The organism is Ottowia beijingensis, assembly GCF_042680925.1.
GTDB lineage: Bacteria > Pseudomonadota > Gammaproteobacteria > Burkholderiales > Burkholderiaceae_C > Ottowia > Ottowia beijingensis.
In genome coordinates this window covers 178,831-198,010 of sequence record NZ_JBHUEP010000007.1, presented here as the reverse complement: position 1 = coordinate 198,010, position 19,180 = coordinate 178,831, and the positions used below count along the sequence as shown (strand labels likewise).

Annotated in this window: 15 protein-coding genes; 3 read left to right on the top strand and 12 right to left on the bottom strand. The window is 67.7% G+C overall.

Features of this window, described 5'->3' with window-relative positions; all coding sequences use genetic code 11:
* Positions 1-180: 180 nt before the first annotated feature.
* Both ACFSCU_RS10340 and ACFSCU_RS10335 read right to left on the bottom strand, forming a co-directional pair.
* Positions 181-2,208 carry an ATP-dependent DNA helicase gene (locus ACFSCU_RS10340; RefSeq protein ID WP_377560617.1) on the bottom strand — a complete coding sequence of 676 codons (2,028 nt, stop codon included), beginning with the start codon at positions 2,206-2,208 and terminating at the stop codon, positions 181-183.
* Positions 2,205-2,408 (bottom strand): YdcH family protein, encoded by a 204-nt coding sequence (locus tag ACFSCU_RS10335; protein WP_180551166.1) that lies wholly within the window; start codon positions 2,406-2,408, stop codon positions 2,205-2,207. Before ACFSCU_RS10335 ends, ACFSCU_RS10340 begins: the two co-directional genes overlap by 4 nt.
* 88 nt (positions 2,409-2,496) lie before the next feature.
* Here ACFSCU_RS10335 and ACFSCU_RS10330 point away from each other — a divergent pair, with 88 nt between their 5' ends.
* The gene (locus ACFSCU_RS10330; protein ID WP_333707144.1) at positions 2,497-3,297 is read left to right on the top strand and encodes a PP2C family protein-serine/threonine phosphatase; all 801 of its coding nucleotides are present in this window, start codon (positions 2,497-2,499) and stop codon (positions 3,295-3,297) included.
* A gap of 48 nt (positions 3,298-3,345) precedes the next feature.
* Here the strand turns inward: ACFSCU_RS10330 and ACFSCU_RS10325 are convergent, their stop codons facing one another.
* The 8 genes from ACFSCU_RS10325 to ACFSCU_RS10290 form a co-directional block, all read right to left on the bottom strand.
* Complete coding sequence (locus ACFSCU_RS10325) at positions 3,346-3,756, bottom strand: hypothetical protein (protein WP_180551164.1); 411 nt, start codon at positions 3,754-3,756, stop codon at positions 3,346-3,348.
* Positions 3,753-4,856 carry a cell division protein ZapE gene (zapE, locus tag ACFSCU_RS10320; RefSeq protein WP_180551163.1) on the bottom strand — a complete coding sequence of 368 codons (1,104 nt, stop codon included), beginning with the start codon at positions 4,854-4,856 and terminating at the stop codon, positions 3,753-3,755. Before zapE ends, ACFSCU_RS10325 begins: the two co-directional genes overlap by 4 nt.
* A 241-nt stretch (positions 4,857-5,097) precedes the next feature.
* Positions 5,098-6,528 carry a dihydrolipoyl dehydrogenase gene (gene lpdA, locus ACFSCU_RS10315; RefSeq protein ID WP_377560616.1) on the bottom strand — a complete coding sequence of 477 codons (1,431 nt, stop codon included), beginning with the start codon at positions 6,526-6,528 and terminating at the stop codon, positions 5,098-5,100.
* A 72-nt stretch (positions 6,529-6,600) separates the two neighbouring features.
* A complete protein-coding gene (odhB, locus tag ACFSCU_RS10310) occupies positions 6,601-7,863 on the bottom strand; it encodes a 2-oxoglutarate dehydrogenase complex dihydrolipoyllysine-residue succinyltransferase (protein WP_180551162.1) in 1,263 nt (420 codons plus the stop codon).
* Between the two features lie 93 nt (positions 7,864-7,956).
* A complete protein-coding gene (locus tag ACFSCU_RS10305) occupies positions 7,957-10,830 on the bottom strand; it encodes a 2-oxoglutarate dehydrogenase E1 component (protein ID WP_377560615.1) in 2,874 nt (957 codons plus the stop codon).
* Between the two features lie 205 nt (positions 10,831-11,035).
* Entirely contained in the window at positions 11,036-12,997 is a 1,962-nt protein-coding gene (locus tag ACFSCU_RS10300) for a propionate--CoA ligase (protein ID WP_180551843.1), read from the bottom strand.
* Positions 12,998-13,111: 114 nt separating this feature from the next.
* Positions 13,112-13,531, bottom strand: coding sequence for a polyhydroxyalkanoate granule-associated phasin (locus ACFSCU_RS10295; protein ID WP_257645844.1), 420 nt, complete (start codon positions 13,529-13,531; stop codon positions 13,112-13,114).
* Between the two features lie 143 nt (positions 13,532-13,674).
* Positions 13,675-15,132: a DASS family sodium-coupled anion symporter gene (locus tag ACFSCU_RS10290; protein ID WP_180551161.1), complete on the bottom strand. Its 1,458-nt coding sequence runs from the start codon at positions 15,130-15,132 to the stop codon at positions 13,675-13,677.
* Between the two features lie 490 nt (positions 15,133-15,622).
* On the opposite strand from ACFSCU_RS10290, the gene ACFSCU_RS10285 reads away from it, so the two are divergent.
* Both ACFSCU_RS10285 and ACFSCU_RS10280 read left to right on the top strand, forming a co-directional pair.
* A complete protein-coding gene (locus ACFSCU_RS10285) occupies positions 15,623-16,129 on the top strand; it encodes a hypothetical protein (protein WP_180551841.1) in 507 nt (168 codons plus the stop codon).
* 224 nt (positions 16,130-16,353) lie between these two features.
* Positions 16,354-16,815 (top strand): hypothetical protein, encoded by a 462-nt coding sequence (locus ACFSCU_RS10280; RefSeq protein ID WP_180551160.1) that lies wholly within the window; start codon positions 16,354-16,356, stop codon positions 16,813-16,815.
* A 151-nt stretch (positions 16,816-16,966) separates the two neighbouring features.
* On the opposite strand, the gene ACFSCU_RS10275 is transcribed toward ACFSCU_RS10280, so the two are convergent.
* Together ACFSCU_RS10275 and xseA are read right to left on the bottom strand one after the other, a co-directional pair.
* On the bottom strand, positions 16,967-17,548 hold the full coding sequence (locus ACFSCU_RS10275) for a superoxide dismutase (protein WP_333707130.1): 582 nt from the start codon (positions 17,546-17,548) through the stop codon (positions 16,967-16,969).
* Positions 17,549-17,630: 82 nt separating this feature from the next.
* Positions 17,631-19,037 (bottom strand): exodeoxyribonuclease VII large subunit, encoded by a 1,407-nt coding sequence (gene xseA, locus ACFSCU_RS10270; RefSeq protein ID WP_377560613.1) that lies wholly within the window; start codon positions 19,035-19,037, stop codon positions 17,631-17,633.
* Positions 19,038-19,180: the final 143 nt, after the last annotated feature.

The following is a 19,180-nucleotide window of genomic DNA, read 5'->3' as shown; positions in this document are numbered from 1 at the left end:
TTCCTTGTCTTTCGATCCTCGGCTGACGATGGCCTTGGCCTGCTGTGGGAGCGGGCTTGCCCGCGATGGGCGTTTGTGCAGGGCGATGCGCTGCATCGCGGCCAAGGCCGCTCCTACAAAGATAGCTGCTTGCGCTGGTCGTTCGGCGATTTCAATATCAAAGCATATTGAAATACCCAATCATCCAGCGCAAGCAGCTCCTTTTTCTGAAGCACCCTGCTCCACCAACGCCCGCAGCGCGGCATCGAAATCGGGCGCCGTTGCCAGGCGCCGCATCGGCGGCAGCGCGGCCAGCAGGCGGCGGCCGTAGCCCATCTGGGTCAGGCGGGTGTCGCAGATGACCAGCAGGCCGGTGTCGGTCTCGCGCCGGATCAGGCGGCCAGCGCCCTGCTTGAGGGCCACGGCCGCCTCGGGCACCGAATAGTCGGCAAAGGCGCTGCGGCCTTCGCTTTCGATGCGGCGGCAGCGTGCCTCGACCAGCGGGTCGCCCGGCGGCGGGAAGGGCAGCTTGTCGATGACCACCAGTTGCAGCGCCTCGCCCGGCATGTCGATGCCCTCCCAGAACGAGGCCGAAGCCACCAGCACACAGCCGGGCCGCCCGCCCGCGTTGCCGGCGCGAAAGCGGTCCATCAGCACGCGCTTGGGCAATTGGCCCTGCACCAGCACCTCAATGCCCGAGCCGGCGGGAAAGCGCTCCGCCAGCGCCTCGCCAATGCTGCGCAGCGCGCGCAGCGCGGTGGTCAGCACCATGGTGCGGCCGCCCAGGCGTGCCGCCGCGTCGCCCGCCAGGCGCGCCACGTCAGCGCTGTGCGCCGGGTCGTTGGGGCGCACGATGTGCGACGGCACGTACAGCGCGGCCTGGCGCGCGTAGTCGAAAGGGCTGCCGATGCGCAGCACCTCGGCCTGCTGCAGGCCGCAGGGCTCGGTGAACCAGCGCAGGCGCTCGTCGTCGCCCAGCGTGGCCGAGACGAACACCCAGGCGCGCGGGCGGCCTTCGGCATCGGGCGCGGGCAGCAGGCGCGTGCGCACCGTCTCGGCAATGTCGAGCGGCGACTCGACCAGGCGCAGCGACTGGCTCACGTCGGCCCAGCGCACCAGCGCCACGTCGCACGGCGCCGCGAAACGCTGCACACGCGCAGCCAGCGCCAGCGCGCGCTCGTGCAGGCGCACGAAGTCGGGGGCCAGCTCGCTCACGGTGTCGAGCGCGGCGGCGGCGGCCTGCAGCGCCGTGTGCAGTCGCGCCAGGCTGGCCTGCCATTCGCCCGGCTCCACGCCATCAGGCGCCTCGCCCGTCCAGCGCAGGCGGCTGGCGCCGCGCACCTGTCCGGCGGCCATGCGCAGCTGGCGCGCGGCCATCTCCGCGCCGCTGGCCAGCTGTGTCCAGTCGCACAGGCCGCGCGCCTGCTGCAGGCCGGCGCCCAGCAGATCGCGGGCGAAGTCCAGCAGCTGCCCGGTGGCCAATTGCTGCCCGAGGAACTGGATGCCGGTCTCGTTGAGCGAATGCGCCTCGTCGAACACCACCACGCGCACCGTGGGCAGCAGCTCGGCCATGCCGGATTCGCGGATCGCCAGGTCAGCGAAGAACAGGTGGTGGTTGATGACCACCAGGTCGGCCGCCAGCGCCTCGCGCCGCGCCAGGTTGACGTGGCAGGCGCGGAACCTGGGGCACTCAGCGCCCAGGCAGTTCTCGCGCGTGCTGGTGACCAGCGGGATGACGGGCGAGCGCTCGTCCAACCCCGGCAATTCGGCCAGATCGCCCGTGCGCGTGGTCTTCGACCATCGCTCCACTTTCGATAGCGCGTGGCGCAGGTGCGGTGCCGAGCCGGCAACGCTTTCGCCCGCAAACTCCAGCCGGTGCAGGCACAGGTAGCTGGCGCGCCCCTTGAGCAGCGCGGTGCGCACCGGCACGCCCAGCGCGCGCGCCAGGCGCGGCAGGTCGCGCCCGAACAGCTGGTCCTGCAGCGTCTTGGTGGCGGTGGACAGCAGCACGCGCTCGCCCGACAGCAGGGCCGGCACCAGGTAGGCGAAGGTCTTGCCGACGCCGGTGGCGGCCTCGGCCACCAGCACGCCGCCCTGCTCAATGGTGCGCGCCACGGCCTCGGCCAGCCGCATCTGCCCATCGCGCGCCACGAAGCCCTCGGCCGCCTGTGCCAGCGGGCCGTGGTCGGCAAAAGTGGATTGCACCGCCTGCTGCAGGGGCGTGCTCATGCGGGCTCTTTGGGGTCGAGCGCCGCCTCGAGCCGCGCGATGACATCGCGCAGGGCCAGGCGGCGCTTCTTCAGGCGCTGCAGCATCAGCTGGTCGACGGGCGATTGCGCGCTCAGGCGGTCGATCGAGGCGTCGAGATCGGCGTGCTCGATGCGCAGTTCGATCAGCTGGCGTTCAGGGGAATGCAGGTTGGCCGTCACTGGAAAGCTACAAAAACGGAAGTCGCTCGGACTTCGTTCAATAATACGGCCTTGACGACCACGCATGGCCGCCAGGCCCCAAGAGAACATGGACAAAGGCTATCGACTCAGCGCCGCCACCGGCCTGCACAAGGGAGACCGCGAATACCAGCAGGACCAGGTGGGCCTGTTCGCCCACCCGCGCATCGCCGGCTGCGTGATGGGCGTGGTAGCCGACGGCATGGGCGGGCGCACCGGCGGGCGCAAGGCATCCGACCAGGTTCTGCTGACCTCGCGCCAGCTGTTCGAGCGCTTTGCGCCCGAGAACGAAGACCCGGCATCGCTGCTGCGCCAGGTGGGCGAAGAGGCGCACCTGGTGATCAAGCTCACCGCCATCGCCGCCGAGCAGGAACCGCACAGCACCATGGCGGCCTTCCTCATCAACCCCGGCGGCGAATGCCACTGGGTGCACACGGGCGATTCGCGCCTGTACCACTTCCGCGGGCCCACGCTGGTGCGCCGCACCAAGGACCAGTCGTACGTGCAGGCGCTGGTGGACCAGGGCGAGATGAGCGAGGAAGAGGCCTCGGTGCATCCCAAGTCGAACGTGCTGCTGAGCTGCCTGGGCACCGAGGACGAGCCGCGGCTGGACGCCCACTTCATCCCGCAGCTGCAGATCGGCGATGCGCTGCTGGCCTGCACCGACGGGCTGTGGCACTACTTCACCACCGAGGAGCTGGGCTCGGTGCTGAACTCGCTGCCGCCGCGCGAGGCCAGCGAGTTTCTGGTCGACAAGGCGCGCACGCGCGCCATGGGCGGGGGCGACAACCTGTCGCTGGCCATCGTGAAGGTGGAGCCGCTGACCGACAACAAGCCGGTGGTCGGCTCGGCCTTCGCGCCGCTGCGCTGAAGGCTGCGGGCGCGCCGAACGCCCGCACTGCCTCAAGAAAAAGCCGCCTCAAGGGGCGGCTTTTTGCTGCTTCTGCTCCAGCTGGCGCAGGCGCTCGGCGGTGCGGCGCTGGCGCTCCATCTCGTTGAGCAGCAACTCTTCCTGGCGCAGCTGGTCCATGGCGGTGCGGCGTTCGACACGCGCCTTGCGCACGCAGTCGTTGACGGCAAAGCGGCGCCAGCAGGCCAGTTCGGCATCGTGAAAGCGCTGCTGCGCCGCGCTGCGGGCGCTGGCGATGCGGCTGCGCTCGCCTTGCAGCCAGGGCGCGAAGTCCTTGTCGGCCAGGTGGGCGGGCATGGCCACGGTGACCGGCGCGGGTACGGCTGCCGACTCGGGCGCCGCATCGGTGGCGCCGCGCGAGGCGCAGCCGGCGACGCCCGCCACAACGAGCACGGCAAGCAGGTGAATGGCGCGGTTCATGTGATCTGAGTATCCACGGTGCGGTGCTCCAGCGCCAGGTACTCGGCCGACTGCATTTCGTTGAGGCGCGAGACGGTGCGCGGAAACTCGTGCGCCAGCGGACCTTCGGTGTACAGCAGCTCGGGCGCCACGGCGGCCGAGAGGATGAACTTGCATCGGCGGTCGTACAGCACGTCCACCAGCCAGGTGAAGCGCCGCGCCTCGCTGGCCATGCGCACCGGCATGTGCGGCACGCCCGACAGCAGCACGGTGTGGAACTGGCTGGCGATCTCCAGGTAGTCGTTCTGCGAGCGCGGGCCGCCGCACAGCTTGCGGAAGTCGAACCACACCACGCCGCCGGCACGGCGCCGCGCGGTGATCTGGCGCGCCTCGATGTGCAGCACCGGGTCGTCGTCGCGCGCGTTGGCGGCCAGACGGTTGAAGGCGTCGTCCATGGCCGCATCGGCGGCGGGGCCGAGCGGGGTGTGATAAAGCTCGACCTGCTCCAGCGTGCGGCGGCGGTAGTCGGTGCCGTTGTCGACATTGACCACCTCCATGCGCGCGTTCAGCAGCGCTATGGCGGGCAGGATGCGGTCGCGGTGCAGGCCGCCGGGGTACAGGTCGTCGGGCTGGAAGTTGCTGGTGGTGACGAAGCCCACGCCGTTGTCGAACAGCGCCACCAGCAGGCGGTGCAGGATCATGGCGTCGGTGATGTCGGCGACGTGGAACTCGTCGAAACAGATCAGCTTGAACTTGGCCGCCATGCGCCTGCCCAGCTCGTCCAGCGGGTTCACGGTGCCCTGCAGCGCGGCCAGCTCGCGGTGCACCTCGCGCATGAACTCGTGAAAGTGCAGCCGCGTCTTGCGCTTGATCGGCACGGCGTTGAAGAAGCAATCCATCAGAAAGCTCTTGCCGCGGCCGACGCCGCCGTACATGTACACGCCCTTCGGGATGTCGGGGTGGTTGAAGAGCTTCTTCAGGCGGTTGGAGCGCCTGTCCTTGTACGCCGCCCACTCGTCGGCGCAGCGCTGCAGCGCATCGACGGCGCGCAGCTGCGCCGGGTCGCTTTGAAAGCCCCGCGCCTTCAGCTCGGCCTCGTAGGCGTCACGCACAGTGTTCATGCTTTGTCGCTCGCTCCGCGGCTCCATCCGTCTTCAGCCCGCCCCGCCCTGCCGCCGCCGCGCCGCGGGCATGAAAGCGTTGGGGCAACGAAAAAAAGGGGGGGGTAACTTCTTGAATTTTTTCAGTATCAAAAAACGGCTTTCTCGCCCAAGCAGCGGGCGCAAGCAGCTCTTTTTTTCATACCTCAAAATGGCGCCAAATGGCTATCGCCTGTTCTGGCGCCACGCGGCCGCCGGCCGGTCAGAAGTTGAGGGTGCGCTTGTCCACCGCCAGCGCGGCTTCCTTCACCGACTCGCTCAAGCTGGGGTGCGCGTGGCAGATGCGCGCGATGTCCTCGCTGCTGGCGCGGAAGGCCATGGCCACGCAGGCTTCGGCAATCAACTCAGATGCCATCGGGCCGACGATGTGCACACCCAGAATCTCGTCCGTCGCCGCATCGGCCAGGAACTTGACCATGCCCGTGGTGTCGCCCAGCGCGCGTGCGCGGCCGTTGGCCATGAAGGGGAAGGTGCCGGCCTTGTACTTCACGCCCTCGGCTTTCAGCTGCTGCTCGGTCTTGCCGACCCAGGCGATCTCGGGGCTGGTGTAGATGACCCACGGCACCAGGTTGAAATCGACGTGCCCGTGCTGGCCGGCGATGCGCTCGGCCACGGCCACGCCCTCTTCCTCGGCCTTGTGCGCCAGCATGGGGCCACGCACCACGTCGCCCACCGCCCACACGCCGGGCAGGTTGGTCTTGCAGTCGTCGTCGACCACGATGGCGCCGCGCTCGTCCAGCTTCAAACCCACGGCCTCGGGGTTCAGGCCGTTGGTGTTGGGCACACGGCCGACGGAGACGATGAGCTTGTCGACTTCCAGCGTCTGCGCCTCGCCCTTGGCGTTGGTGTAGGCCACGCTGACGCCCTTCTTGCCGGTCTTGACCTCGCCCACCTTCACGCCCAGTTCGATCTTCAGGCCCTGCTTGTCGAGCGCCTTCTTGGCCTCCTTGGCGATCTGCTCATCGACCGCACCCAGGAAGGTCGGCAGGCCTTCGAGCACCGTCACGTCGGCGCCCACGCGGCGCCACACGCTGCCCATCTCCAGGCCGATCACGCCGGAGCCGATCACGCCCAGCTTCTTGGGCACGGCACCGATGCGCAGGGCGCCGTCGTTGCTGAGGATGGTCTCTTCGTCGAAGGCCACGCCCGGCAGCGGGCGCGCGTCGGAGCCGGTGGCGACGATGACCTGCTTGGCCGTCAGCGTCTCGGGCTTGTCGCCGGCGACAGCGATCTCGTAGCCGCCATCAACGGCTTTCACGAACGAGCCACGGCCGTGGAAGAACGTGACCTTGTTCTTCTTGAACAGGTACAGGATGCCGTCGTTGTTCTGCTTCACGACCGCGTCCTTGCGGCCAATCATCTTGGCCACGTCCATCTTCAGGTTACTCAAGCTGATGCCATGCTCGCCAAAGTGCTTGCCGGCGTGCTCGTAATGCTCCGAAGATTGCAGCAGCGCCTTGGACGGGATGCAGCCCACGTTGGTGCAGGTGCCGCCGGGCGCGGGCTTGCCATCGGCGGTTTTCCACTCGTCGATGCAGGCCACATTCATGCCCAGCTGGGCGGCGCGAATGGCGCCGATGTAGCCGCCGGGGCCAGCGCCGATGACGATGACGTCGAATTGTTTGTTGCTCATGATGAATCTTCTCGAACCGGGCGAAGCCGCCCACAAGAACACGGCCCGATCAAGGGCCGTGTCGTTTTCCGCTTAAATATCGAACAGCAGGCGCGCCGGATCTTCCAGCGCCTCCTTCATCGCCACCAGGCCCAGCACGGCCTCGCGGCCGTCGATGATGCGGTGGTCGTAGGACATGGCGAGGTAGTTCATCGGGCGCACCACGACCTGGCCGTTCTCGACCACGGCACGATCCTTGGTGGCGTGCACGCCCAGGATGGCCGACTGCGGCGGGTTGATGATGGGGGTGGACATCATCGAGCCGAACACGCCGCCGTTGCTGATGGAGAAGGTGCCGCCGGTCATCTCCTCGATACCCAGCTTGCCGTCGCGCGCCTTGGCGCCGAACTCGGCGATCTTTTTCTCGATGTCGGCAAAGCTCATCTGGTCGGCGTTGCGCAGGATCGGCACCACCAGGCCGCGGGGCGAGCCGACGGCGATGCCGATGTCGAAGTAGCCGTGGTAGACGATGTCGTTGCCGTCCACGCTGGCGTTCAGCACCGGGTACTTCTTGAGCGCATGCACGGCGGCCTTCACGAAGAAGCTCATGAAGCCGATCTTGACGCCGTGCTCCTTCTCGAACTTCTCCTGGAAGCGCTTGCGCATGTCCATCACCGGCTGCATGTTCACCTCGTTGAACGTGGTGAGGATGGCGTTGGTGGATTGCGATTGCAACAGGCGCTCGGCCACGCGGGCGCGCAGGCGCGTCATGGGCACGCGCTGCTCGGGGCGGTCGCCCAGGTCGGGCGTGGCCGGGCCGGCCACCTGGGGCAGCGCCTTGGACGGCACGCCGGTGGGGATGGCGGCGGGCGCCTTGGCCCCACCGCCAGCCACGGCGGCCAGCACGTCGCCCTTGGTCACGCGGCCGTCCTTGCCGGTGCCGGGCACGCTGCCGGCGGCCAGCTGGTTGTCGGCCATCAGCTTGGCGGCGGCGGGCATGGCGATGCCGGCCTTGCTGCCACCCGCGGCGGCGGGTGCAGCCGCGGGGGCCGCTGCGGGTGCGGCGGCAGCGGCTGGCGCTGCAGCCGGCGCGGGCGCGGCGGCGCCGGCCACGGCTTCGGTGTCGATGCGGGCCAGCAGCTGGTCGGCCACCACGGTGGCGCCGTCGGCCTCGACGATCTCGGTCAGCACGCCGGCGGCGGGCGCGGGCACTTCGAGCACGACCTTGTCGGTCTCGACCTCGATCAGGATTTCATCGACGGCGACGGCCTCGCCCGACTTCTTCTTCCACTGCAGCAGCGTGGCCTCGGCCACGGATTCGGACAGTTGGGGGACTTTGACTTCAACGATAGCCATTTGAATTCTTCCAGTGGTGTGTGATGCAGTTCAACGACAGGGTTTGAGAATTAAAAACGGCTGCAGCGCCCGTCCGTCGGGCGCTGGCAGCTCTTATTTTTGAAGCGCAAAGCCCTTGAGGCGGCCAAACGCGGCGTCGATCAGCGCCTTCTGCTGGTCCTGGTGCAGGTGCGCGTAGCCCACGGCGGGCGATGCCGAGGCGGCACGGCCGGCGTAGCCCAGCTTCTGGCCCGCGGCCATGTTCTCGTGGATGTAGTGCTGCACGAAGAACCAGGCGCCCTGGTTCTGCGGCTCGTCCTGGCACCACACGACTTCGGTGGCATTGGGGTACTTCTTGAGTTCGGCCGCGAACGCCTTGTGCGGGAACGGATAGAGCTGCTCGACGCGCAGGATGGCGACGTCGTCCATGCCCTTTTCCTCGCGCCGCTTGGCCAGGTCGTAATACACCTTGCCGGAACAGGCGATGACGCGCTTGACCTTGTCGGCCTTGAGGCTGCCCTGGTCGCCGATGACGGTCTGGAAGCCGCCCTTGGTGAACTCGGACAGGGGCGAGGTGGCGTCCTTGTTGCGCAGCAGGCTCTTGGGCGTCATGATGATCAGCGGCTTGCGCAGCGGGCGGATCATCTGGCGGCGCAGCACGTGGAAGATCTGGCTGGCCGTGGTGGGCTGCACCACCTGCATGTTGGTGTCGGCCGAGAGCTGCATGAAGCGCTCGAGCCGCGCGGAGGAGTGCTCCGGCCCCTGGCCTTCGTAGCCGTGCGGCAGCATCAGCGTGATGCCGTTGATGCGGCCCCACTTGACCTCGCCCGAGGCGATGAACTGGTCGATGAGCACCTGGGCGCCGTTGGCGAAGTCGCCGAACTGCGCTTCCCAGATCACCAGCGTGTTGGGGTCGTTGGAGGCGTAGCCATATTCGAAGCCCAGCACCGCCTCTTCCGACAGGATGGAGTCGATGACGGTGAACGGCGCCTGGTTGTCGGCCACGTGCTCCAGCGGCACGTAGGTGCCCACGTCCCACTTCTCGCGCTTCTGGTCGTGCAGCACGGCGTGGCGGTGCACGAAGGTGCCGCGGCCGCAGTCCTCGCCCGACAGGCGCACCGGGTAGCCGCTGGCGACCAACGAGGCAAAGGCCATGTGCTCGCCCATGCCCCAGTCGACGTTGATGTCGCCGCGGCCCATGGCGGCACGGTCTTCCAGCACCTTGCGCACCAGGGTGTGCACCGTGAAGCCCTCGGGCACGGTGGTGATGCGCTCGGCCAGGCGCTTCCATTCGGCCAGGGGGATGGCGGTTTCGGCCGCGTCGGTCCACTTCTGGTTGAGGAAGGGCGACCAGTCGACCGCGTACTTGCTCTTGAAGTTGGTCAGCACCGGATCCACGGTGTGCTTGCCGGCGTCCATGGCGGCGCGGTAGGTGGCCACCATCTCGTCCGGGCCTTCGGGCGTGAGCACGCCCTGGGTCACCAGCTTGTCGGCATACAGCTTGCGGGTGCCGGGGTGCTTGCCGATCTTGGCGTACATCAGCGGCTGCGTCAGCATCGGCGTGTCCTGCTCGTTGTGGCCGAGCTTGCGGAAGCACACGATGTCGACCACCACGTCCTGGTTGAAGTCCTGGCGGTACTGCAGCGCCAGTTGCGTGGCCAGCACCACCGCCTCGGGATCGTCGCCGTTCACGTGCAGTACCGGCGCCTCGATCATCTTGACGACGTCGGTGCAGTACAGCGTCGAGCGCGTGTCGCGCGGGTCGCTGGTGGTGAAACCGATCTGGTTGTTGATGACGATGTGCACCGTGCCGCCGGTGTAGTAGCCGCGCGTCTGCGCCAGCGCCAGCGTCTCCATCACCACGCCCTGGCCGGCAAAGGCGGCGTCACCGTGCACCAGCACCGGCAGCACGCTGTCGCCCTCGGCGTCGCCGCGGCGGTCCTGGCGGGCGCGCACGCTGCCCTCGACCACCGGGTTGACGATCTCGAGGTGCGAGGGGTTGAAGGCCAGCGACAGGTGCACCGGGCCACCGGGCGTGCTGACGTCGGAGCTGAAGCCCTGGTGGTACTTCACGTCACCGGCGGGCAGGTCTTCGGGCGCCGTGTGGTCGAACTCGGCGAACAGCATCGCCGGCATCTTGCCCAGCGTGTTGACCAGCACGTTCAGGCGCCCGCGGTGCGCCATGCCGATCACGATTTCCTGCACGCCCTGCTTGCCGGCCTGGTTGACCAGCTCGTCCATGGCGACGATGAAGCTTTCGCCGCCTTCCAGCGAGAAGCGCTTCTGGCCGACGTACTTGGTGTGCAGGAAGCGCTCCAGACCCTCGGCGGCGGTCAGGCGCTCCAGCACGTGGATCTTCTGCTCGGCGCCCAGCTGCGGGTTGGTGCGCGCGCTCTCCAGCTTCTGCTGCCACCAGCGCTTCTGGCCCTGGTCGGTGATGTACATGAACTCGGCGCCGATGGTGCCGCAGTAGGTTTCGCGCAGCGCGTTCAGCAGATCGCGCAGCGACATGGTGTCCTTGCCGAAGAAGGTGTTGCTGGTGTTGAACACCGTCTCCATGTCGGCATCGGTGAAGCCGTAGAAGGACGGCTCCAGCTCGGGGATGGGCGGGCGCTCGGCGCGCTTGAGCGGGTCCAGATCGGCCCAGCGGGCGCCGACGTTGCGGTAGGCGGCGATCAGCTGCTGGACGGCGGTGCGCTTGCGGCCAAGTTCGGAATCGGCGCCGGACGCCTGCACCACCTGCGTGCCGCCGGCCTTGGCGCGCTCGGCAAAGGCGTTGATGACGGGCAGGTGCGGCACGTCCTTGGCGTTGCTGCCATCGACGGCGGGCACGTGCTGCAGGGCATCGAAATACTCGCGCCACGAATCGGGCACGCTGCCGGGATTGGCGAGGTAGTTTTCGTACATCTCCTCGACATACGGCGCGTTGCCGCCGAAGAGATAGGTGTTGCCCTGGTAGGTTTGATAGACGGATTTCGTCTCGCTCATTGCTTCGCTGACCTTTCACCCCCCTTAAGGAGGCTCAAGCTGGTGGAAAAACCTTCCGCGTCACGGCTGAACCGGTTGGCGGACGCGACTGGCTGGGAAGGGCCGGGATACTTCGCAAAAATCGATTGTGCCACCGAAGCCTGACGCTGGCGTGACCGGGGCCGCCGCCGCGGCGCAAGACCACGCCCGCGTCAGGGTGAAGCGGTCAGGCCTTGCCGCCGACCATGTCCTTGATCTGCTGCAGCGCGGTCGGGTCTTCCATGGTGGTCAGGTCGCCGGGGTCGCGCCCCTCGCACACGGCCTGCACGGCGCGGCGCAGCAGTTTGCCGGATCGGGTCTTGGGCAAGGTGTGCACGAAGCGCACGCGCGCCGGTCGCGCCACGGCGCCCAGCGAGCCATCGACGAGCTTCATCACCTCGCCCTCCAGCTTGAGCAGCGCGGCCTCGTCGCCCAGGATGCTGGCATCCTTCAGCACGGCAAAGGCCATCGCCACCTGCCCCTTCAGCTGGTCGGCAACGCCCACCACCGCCACCTCGGCAATGTTGGGATGGCTGGCCACGGCCTCCTCGATCTCGCGCGTGCCCAGGCGGTGGCCGGCCACGTTGATCACGTCGTCGGTGCGGCCGAGGATGAAGTAGTAACCATCCTCGTCGCGGATGCCCCAGTCGAAGGTGCTGTAGACCAGCTTGTTGGGCACGCTGGACCAGTAGGTGTTGAGAAAGCGCGCGTCGTCGCGCCACACGGTCTGCATGCAGCCGGGCGGCAGCGGGCCTTCGATGGCGACCACACCCTTCTGGTTGGCGCCGGTCAGCTCGGCGCCGGTCTGGTCGTCGAGCAGCTTGACGTTGTAGCCGTACACCGCCTTGCCGGGCGAGCCGAACTTGGTCGGCGTGGGCTCGACGCCGTTGCACACCGTCAGGATCGGCCAGCCGGTCTCGGTCTGCCAGTAGTTGTCGATGATGGGCTTGTTCAGCGCGCCGCTGATCCACTGCGCGGTCGGCTCGTCCAGCGGCTCGCCGGCCAGGAACAGGGTGCGCAGGCTGGACAGGTCGTACTTGCTGAGCAGCGCCGGATCCTGCTTCTTGAGCACGCGCACCGCCGTCGGCGCGCTGAACATCACGGTGACCTTGTACTTCTCGACCAGCTGCCACCAGATGCCGCCATCGGGCCGCGTGGGCAGGCCCTCGTACATGATGGTGGCCATGCCGCCGATCAGCGGGCCGTAGATGATGTAGCTGTGGCCCACCACCCAGCCGATGTCGCTGGTGGAGAAATAGGTTTCGCCCGGCCGGCCGTCGTAGATGTGCTTCATCGACGCGGCCAGCGCCACGGCGTAGCCGCCGGTGTCGCGCTGCACGCCCTTGGGCTTGCCGGTGGTGCCGCTGGTGTACAGCGTGTAGCTGGGGTGCGTGGCGTCGACCCACTCGCAGGGCACCTGCGTATTCAGGTGCTTGTCGCGCTCGGCTGCCCACAGGCGGTCGCGCCCGGCTTCCAGGGTCATGGGCACCAAGCCGCGATCGACCAGCAGCACCGCACCCGGCTTGTGCTTCGACAGGCGGATGGCCTCGTCCAGCAGCGGCTTGTAGGGCACGGCCTTGCCGCCGCGCGAACCGGCGTCGGCGCTGACGATGACCTTGGGCTCGGCGTCCTCGATGCGGGTGGCGAGCGAGCCCGACGCGAAGCCGCCGAACACCACCGAATGCAGCGCCCCGATGCGCACGCAGGCCAGCATGGCAAAGGCGGCCTCGGCGATCATGGGCATGTAGATCAGCACCCGGTCGCCCTTGCCCACACCGAGGTCCTTCAGCACCGCCGCCATGCGCTGCACCTCGGCGTGCAGTTCGCGGAAGGTGTAGACCTTTTCCTGGTCGGTCTCGGTGGAGACGAAGATCAGCGCCGGTTGTTCGGCGCGGTCCTTCAGGTGCCGATCGACCGCGTTGTGGCACAGGTTGGTGGTGCCGCCCACGAACCATTTGGCGAACGGCGGCTTGCTGTAGTCGCAGATGGTCTGCGGCGGGGTCTGCCAGTCGATCAGCCGGGCCTGTTCGGCCCAGAAAGCGTCGCGGTCGTCGATGGAACGACGGTAAAAGTCGGCGTAGCTGCTCATGCTTGTCTCCTCGGTCCTTCTTGTCTGCAAGCCGACACGGAACGCCCGCTTGCCACCGATTTCTGAATTCTTAATTATCGGCGCACTGCACTTGCGGAAAGCTGACTTCGCCCTTGACCGCGCGCCTTGACAGGAAATGGGCCCCGGCACGCTGCGGCCGGGGGGCGCAACTGGTCAGCGCGCGCTGCGGTTCAGGCGGCGGGCATTGGCCACCGCACGGCGGCGCACCGGCGTGATGCCGCGGTGCGTCACGTCCAGCATCGAGGCCAGCACGCGCTGCTGCGCGCTGGTCGACAGGTGCTGGAGCGTGGGCGGGTTCATCCAGCCGCCCAGCGCCACCTTCCACCAGGTCTGCATCCACCACAGCGCGAACTGCTGCTGCGCGGCGAAGGTCTGCCGCGACATGGCCATCCACGACTCGTGAAAGGCAGCCACCTTCTCGGCCCCCATCAGGTAGAACTCCTGCTGGTCGCGGCCGTTGGGCACCACGCCCGCGGTCATCATGCGGCCCACGCGGTGCGCGACGACCTGCGGCACGGCCGCCACCATCTGCGCGGTATCACGACTCAGGCGCCGTTGCTTGGCTGTCACCATGGTTTGAACTCCAGTCAACCGACACCCACTGCGGCGACATCGCCCAGCCTTCACAGTGAAAGCTGCTTGCGCAGAAAACAAAGAGTCTGGAGGCGAAAAAGCGCTCCAGACTCTTTCATGGCGTCAGGCGCCTAGTGTATCCATCACCAGTAGCCCAGCACACGCCACCAGGTGGTGCCCACCACCAGCCAGATGACGATGAGCACCACGCTCATCACGGCACCGGTCTTCCACCATTCGCCCAGCGTGGCGTAGCCCGAGCCGAAGATGACCGGCGAGGTGCCCGTGGCGTAGTGCGTCAGCGTCATCATGATGTTCGAGGCCGCCGCCATCATGAGCGCGAACGGGAAGGCCGGCGCACCCAGCGCCAGGCCGGCGCCGTAGAACGCGGCGAACATGGCCGTGATGTGCGCCGTGGTGCTGGCGAAAGCGTAGTGCGCGTACAGGTAGGCCAGCATCAGCAGCGCACTCGCCTGCATCCAGCCCAGGCCCAGGCTGCCGATGCCGGTCTCGATGCTCTTGGCGAACCAGGTGATCAGGCCCAGCTTGTTGAGGAAGGTGGCCATCATCACCAGCGCGCCGAACCAGACGATGGTGTCCCAGGCGCTCTTTTCCTTGATCACGTCGTCCCAGGTCAGCACGCCGGTGATCAGGCACAGCGCCAGGCCGATGAAGGCGGTGGTGGTGGCGTCCACCGCCCAGCCGGCGCCCAGCAGCATGGCCGGGATGCCGGCCCACAGCACCAGCAGGATGGCGAACACGCCCAGCATGATCATCTCGCCGCGCGTGATGGGCCCCAGCTGCTGCAGCCGCTCGCGCGCGAACTGCGCGGCGTTGGGCGTGCTCTTGATCTCGGGCGGATACAGCATGTAGACGATCAGCGGCATCACCGCCAGCGCCACCAGCCCCGGCAGCAGCATGGCCAGCGCCCAGGTGCCCCAGCTGAGCTGGATCTGCGCGCCGGTCACGTCGGCGATCAGCTTCACCACCAGCGGGTTGGGCGCCGTGGCGGTGATGAACATGGCTGAGGTGATCGGGTTGGCGTGGTAGTTGGTCAGCGCCAGGTAGCGGCCGATGCGGCCCTGCGTGCCCTTCTCGGGGTCCGAGTCGTAGCTGCCCGCGATGGCGCGCATGATGGGGTGGATGATGCCGCCGCCGCGCGCCGTGTTGCTGGGCGTGACAGGCGCCAGGATCAACTCCGACAGCGCCAGCGAATAGGCGATGCCGATGGTCTTCTTGCCCCACACGGCGATGAACAGGTAGCCGATGCGCGCGCCCAGGCCCGTCTTGATGATGCCGCGCGAGATCATGATCGACACGCCGATCAGCCAGATGAGCGAGTTCGAGAAGCTGCTCAGTGCATCGGCAATGGCGCCCGACGGCTTGTCGTTGGTGACGCCGGTGACGGCCACCAGCGCCACGGCGATCATCGACAGCGCGCCAATGGGCATGGCCTTGCCGATGATGGCGGCGATGGTGCCCACGAACAGCGCCAGCAGGTGCCAGGCATTGGGCGTCACGCCCTCGGGCACGGGGATGACGAACCAGATCAGCAGCGCGATCGCAACGGCGATGGCGGCGGGTAGCGGCTTGAAGCCCATGCACTCTCCTTTCGTTGAACCTTCAGGCATGTGACGCGCACCGCATGACACTTGCATGACAGCGCGCACGGTTCATCGTGGCACGCCGCCACAGCGGCAGGATTGACGCGCATCAAGACTCGCATGGGCGCGCGGGCCGGCGCGGCCAGGCCGCAACAACCGCTGCATTGCAGCCGACGGGCGCTGGCATGGTGGGCACATGCCGCTGTGCAAAAGCGCTGGCAACTACATTATTGATAGCTTCCAGCGCTTGATACAAGGGCGCTGCAGGCCTTTTTTATCTGAAATCGGGGCATTACAGACTGTTGCAGCGCAGCGGGGAATAGCCGCTAGCCTGAACGCGTTGTCCTTGCAAGAAGTCGAACCTGTGGCGCTGGCCAAAGGTTCGGCCTCTGGACTGCGGCGCGGCATGGCGTGGCCTGCGGCGGTCCGGCATGTCGCCAAGGAATCCCCCAGACGAACACGCTTTCATGGAGAGATGAAGATGAAGATGAACCTGAAACCACTGCATCGCCAGCTCACACTGGCCGCCATCGCTGCCCTGGCCCTCGGCGCCGGCGTGGCCCACGCCGACGAGGTGGTGTGCAACGGCCGCATCGACGCCGTGTCGATCGACGGCGACGTGAAGGTGCCCAGCAACGTGGCCTGCACACTGGCCGGCACGCGGGTGGACGGCAACGTGAAGGTCGAGTCCGGCGCCTCGCTGGCCACGCAGAACGCGCGCATCGGCGGCAACGTGCAGGCCGAGAACCACCGCCAGGTCAACCTGGCCGGCGGCGCGGTGGGCGGCAGCGTGCAGCTCAAGCAGGGCGGCGGCGCCAACATCGCCAGCGTGTCCGTCAAGGGCGACATCCAGCTGTTCGAGAACCGCGGCGCGCAGACGGTGCGCAACAACCGGGTCGACGGCAACCTGCAGTGCAAGTCGAACAGCCCCGCGCCCACCGGCGGTGGCAACATCGTGCAGGGCAACAAGGAAGACCAGTGCGCGCGACTGTAATGCGCCACGCCAAGCTTTCAGTTTGATAGCTTCCGGCGCCCTCCCCATGGGCGCTGAAGGCCGATAACACCATCAAAACACGGACCGGGCGGGCAACGCCCTGGTCCGCGTGGCCGTTGTGGCGGCGGGGTCGGGCTGCAGATCAAAGCGCAGGAAAACTATGGTTTCGATAGCTGCTGGCGCACAATGGACGGGCGCTGCAGCCTTGTTTTTCCTGAAACGCCATGACCGACATCGACGCCTTCTTCGCCCGCTACGAACAGGGCGCCAACAGTTTCGACCCCGATCTGGTGGCCGCGCAGTTCACCGACCCCTTCATGGGCGGCGACCCGAACGGCGTGATGAGCGCGCGCAACGACGAAGCCTTCCGCCAGAGCATCCCGCAGCGCCAGGCCTTCATGCAGGGCATCGGCTTTCGCTTCGCCAGGGTGCTGCATGTCGCCGCCACGCCGCTGGACGCGCACTACACCATGGCCAAGGTGCACTGGCACCTGCGCTTCGAGAAAACGTCGGGTGCGCCGCAGGACTTCCGCTTCCACATCACCTACTTCCTGTTCGACCCCGACAGTGGCACCGGGCCGAAGGTGGCGTTCTACATCTCGCACGAGGACGAGCAGCAAGTGATGCGCGAGGCGGGGTTGTTGCCCGACGCGCCCACGGACGGCCACCCGGTCGCCGTAGCCTGAATGAAAAAATACTCCCAGTACATCTATCTGCTACCGCCCATCCAGTAGGCGCAAAACAAACATACTCCCCACCAAGGAAGCAACCCTGCTGGCGCATGCGCATGAAAAAAGCCACCTCGCGGTGGCTTTCTTCATGGTGCGGTGAACCCGATCAACCGAAGTTCTTGGCCGCGAAGTCCCAGTTGACCAGCTTGTCGAAGAAGGTCTCGACGAACTTCTGGCGCGCGTTGCGGTAGTCGATGTAATAGGCGTGCTCCCACACGTCCACCGTCAGCACCGGGGTGTCGCCGGTGGTCAGCGGGGTGCCGGCGGCGCCCATGTTGACGATGTCGACGCTGCCGTCGGCCTTCTTGACCAGCCAGGTCCAGCCGCTGCCGAAGTTGCCCACGGCGCTGGTGACGAAGGCTTTCTTGAAGTCGGCATGGCTGCCCCACTTCTTCTTGATCGCGTCGGCCAGCGCGCCGCTGGGCTCGCCGCCGCCCTGCGGCTTCATGCAGTTCCAGAAGAAGGTGTGGTTCCAGATCTGCGCGGCCTGGTTGTAGATGCCGCCGCTGGATTTCTTGACGACGTCTTCGAGTTCCATGGCCTCGAACTCGGTGCCCTTCTGCAGCTCGTTCAGCTTGTCGACGTAGGCCTTGTGGTGCTTGCCGTGGTGGTATTCCAGCGTTTCCTTGCTGTAGTCGGGGGCCAGCGCGTCAATGGCGTAAGGCAGGGGAGGCAGGGTGCGTTCCATGTCGGTTGTCCTTTTTGATCGTGGGGGTTGAACGTGACAGGCAGCCATGATAGGCCGCCCGGCGCCGAGGCATTGTAGGAACTCAGCCCGAACGCCGCCCGAGCACCCTCAGATCAACCTTGCCGTCGGCCAGGGTGGCGGCCAACGGCTGGCCGGGCGTGGTCTGCGCGGCGCGGGTGACGGGGTGGCCGGCCTCGTCCTGCAGCCAGGCGTAGCCGCGCTCCAGCACGCGCTGCGGGTCGAGCGCGGCCAGGCGCAGCGCGGCGCGCTCCAGGCGCTGCTGGGCGGCCTCCTGCTGGCGCGCCAGCGCGGCGGGCAGGCGCTCGGCCAGGCGCTGCAGGCGCACGCGCTCGGCCGCCAGCGCGGGCGGCACGGCGCGCGGCAGGCGGTCGGCCCAGCGGGCGAGCTGGGTGCGCTCGCGCTCCAGCCGCAGCGCCAGGGCGTGGCGCAGGCGCTGCTCGGCACGGCCCAGCCGCAGGTGCTCGGCCGCCACGGCCTGCGACGGCCGGCCCAGGCGGCTGGCCAGCCAGTCGATGCGCTGCGCCTCGGCATCGAGCCGGCGGCGCAGGGCGCGGTCGATGCGCTCCTGCAGCGTGTCGATGCTGCCCAACCACTGCTCGCGCGGCGCACTGGCCAGCTCGGCGGCGGCCGTGGGCGTGGGCGCGCGCAGGTCGGCCACGAAGTCGGCGATGGTGAAGTCGGTCTCGTGTCCCACCCCGCTGATGACCGGCACCGGGCTGGCGCCGATGGTGCGGGCGAGCTGCTCGTCGTTGAAGGCCCACAAATCCTCGATGGAGCCGCCGCCGCGCACCAGCAGGATGAGGTCGATGGGCGGCGGAGAGTTTTGCGCCAAATCGGCCTCCAGCGCCCGTCCGTCCTGCGCAAGCAGATACAAATTCTGTAGCGCCTGGCACAGCTCGGCCGGCGCCCCGGCCCCCTGCACCGCCGCCGGCGCCAGCAGCACCGGGATGTGCGGCACGCGCCGCGCCAGCGCATGCAGCACGTCGCGCAGCGCCGCCGCGCCCAGCGAGGTGACCATGCCGATGCCGCGCGGCATGGCCGGCAGCGGGCGCTTGGCCGCCGCATCGAACAGGCCTTCGGCCTCCAGCTTCGCCTTCAGCCGCAGGAACTGCTCGAACAGCGCGCCCTGCCCCGCGCGCTGCATGGATTCGACCACCAGCTGCAGGTCGCCGCGCGGCTCGTACACCGTCAGGCGGCCGCGCACTTCCACCTCGTCGCCCTCGCGCGGGCTGAAGGCCAGCAGGCCGGCCGCGCGGCGGAACATGGCGCAGCGCAACTGGCCGCTGTCGTCCTTCAGTGAAAAGTAGCAATGCCCGCTGGCCGCGCGCGTGAAGCCCGAAACCTCGCCGCGCACCGCGACGGGGTTGAATCGCGCCTCCAGCGCGTCCGCCAAGGCACGCGTCAGCGCCCCAACTGGCCAGATGCGCGGCGCCGTTGCTGGCTTGGGCAGGTCGAATCCAGTGTTCATGCGGGTTGCAAGGCCATTTGCGGCGTCTGGGGGCGGCCAGTACTCCACAGCAGGGCGCCAGCGGGGGCCGCGCGCGCCAGAACATCCGCAAACGCTGATGAATTGGTGCAAGTGCTTGTCATGCCTTGATTTTTTGCTGCCCG

What these genes read in the sequence shown, in the direction of transcription:
- ACFSCU_RS10340 (WP_377560617.1), bottom strand. Translation starts at nt 2,208, where the DNA reads ATGAGCACGCCCCTGCAGCAGGCGGTGCAATCCACTTTTGCCGACCAC.
- ACFSCU_RS10330 (WP_333707144.1), top strand. Translation starts at nt 2,497, where the DNA reads ATGGACAAAGGCTATCGACTCAGCGCCGCCACCGGCCTGCACAAGGGA.
- ACFSCU_RS10325 (WP_180551164.1), bottom strand. Translation starts at nt 3,756, where the DNA reads ATGAACCGCGCCATTCACCTGCTTGCCGTGCTCGTTGTGGCGGGCGTC.
- zapE (WP_180551163.1), bottom strand. Translation starts at nt 4,856, where the DNA reads ATGAACACTGTGCGTGACGCCTACGAGGCCGAGCTGAAGGCGCGGGGC.
- lpdA (WP_377560616.1), bottom strand. Translation starts at nt 6,528, where the DNA reads ATGAGCAACAAACAATTCGACGTCATCGTCATCGGCGCTGGCCCCGGC.
- odhB (WP_180551162.1), bottom strand. Translation starts at nt 7,863, where the DNA reads ATGGCTATCGTTGAAGTCAAAGTCCCCCAACTGTCCGAATCCGTGGCC.
- ACFSCU_RS10305 (WP_377560615.1), bottom strand. Translation starts at nt 10,830, where the DNA reads ATGAGCGAGACGAAATCCGTCTATCAAACCTACCAGGGCAACACCTAT.
- ACFSCU_RS10295 (WP_257645844.1), bottom strand. Translation starts at nt 13,531, where the DNA reads ATGGTGACAGCCAAGCAACGGCGCCTGAGTCGTGATACCGCGCAGATG.
- ACFSCU_RS10290 (WP_180551161.1), bottom strand. Translation starts at nt 15,132, where the DNA reads ATGGGCTTCAAGCCGCTACCCGCCGCCATCGCCGTTGCGATCGCGCTG.
- ACFSCU_RS10285 (WP_180551841.1), top strand. Translation starts at nt 15,623, where the DNA reads ATGAACCTGAAACCACTGCATCGCCAGCTCACACTGGCCGCCATCGCT.
- ACFSCU_RS10280 (WP_180551160.1), top strand. Translation starts at nt 16,354, where the DNA reads ATGACCGACATCGACGCCTTCTTCGCCCGCTACGAACAGGGCGCCAAC.
- ACFSCU_RS10275 (WP_333707130.1), bottom strand. Translation starts at nt 17,548, where the DNA reads ATGGAACGCACCCTGCCTCCCCTGCCTTACGCCATTGACGCGCTGGCC.
- xseA (WP_377560613.1), bottom strand. Translation starts at nt 19,037, where the DNA reads ATGAACACTGGATTCGACCTGCCCAAGCCAGCAACGGCGCCGCGCATC.